Raw genomic sequence first — 778 nt, 5'->3', positions numbered from 1 at the left:
GATCATATGAAAAGTTCTAGTTCCAGAGCTAGGCGCAGACATAGAAGCTCACAGCAGTTCATCGTGTCCGCTACCGATAGCCGACCGCTAAGCTGCTTCGCCAGATGGGGTCTGCTTGTCGCTTACAGTGTTTGCACTAGGACTTCCGATGTTCGTCTCAACCTCGCAAGACGGCCCTCACCGGCCGCTTACCGATTGCTGCTCCTGCCGCTCCTTGATATAGGCCAGAACATCGCCGAGCCGCTTGTTCTCGACGATCGCCGCATGCGTCACCCGCTGGTCCTTGTCGAACACCTTGTAGGGCAGGGAGTGTCCCTTCCACCGCACATCGAGCCGGCCGTCGGCATAGGCATAGGTCTCGACATAGCGACCAGCCAATCCGCGCGTCACGTCGCTCTCCGCCAGCATGATCCGCTTGCGCTCAAACGAAAACGTCAGCTGCGACCCGACATAGCGCTGCTCGCGTTTGCACAGGATCTCCTTCAACCGATCCGGTGCAAGATTTACCGGCCGGTGCAGGTCATCGGATCGGGCAGGGACAATCGCAAACCGCCCATTGTAGTCCACCATGAAGCCCGGCAGAAACGCATTGCCTGCCTCCATGGTGTCGATGCCTGCCAGTCGCAATTCCTTGACCAGACGATCCTGCAGCGTAAGCGACAAGCAGACCCCATCTGGCGAAGCAGCTTAGCGGTCGGCTATCGGTAGCGGACACGATGAACTGCTGTGAGCTTCTATGTCTGCGCCTAGCTCTGGAACTAGAACTTTTCATATGATC

The 778-nt window shown here is 57.6% G+C and carries 1 pseudogene; it reads right to left on the bottom strand.

Annotated features, from left to right (window positions below):
- Positions 1-195: 195 nt before the first annotated feature.
- Positions 196-663, bottom strand: a pseudogene (locus EFR00_RS32825) (ISNCY family transposase); the annotation flags it as partial.
- Positions 664-778: the final 115 nt, after the last annotated feature.

Origin of the sequence: Rhizobium sophoriradicis (assembly GCF_003939025.1) — a bacterium.
GTDB classification, from domain to species: Bacteria; Pseudomonadota; Alphaproteobacteria; order Rhizobiales; family Rhizobiaceae; genus Rhizobium; species Rhizobium sophoriradicis.
This window is presented reverse-complemented; position numbering and strand designations above follow the sequence as displayed.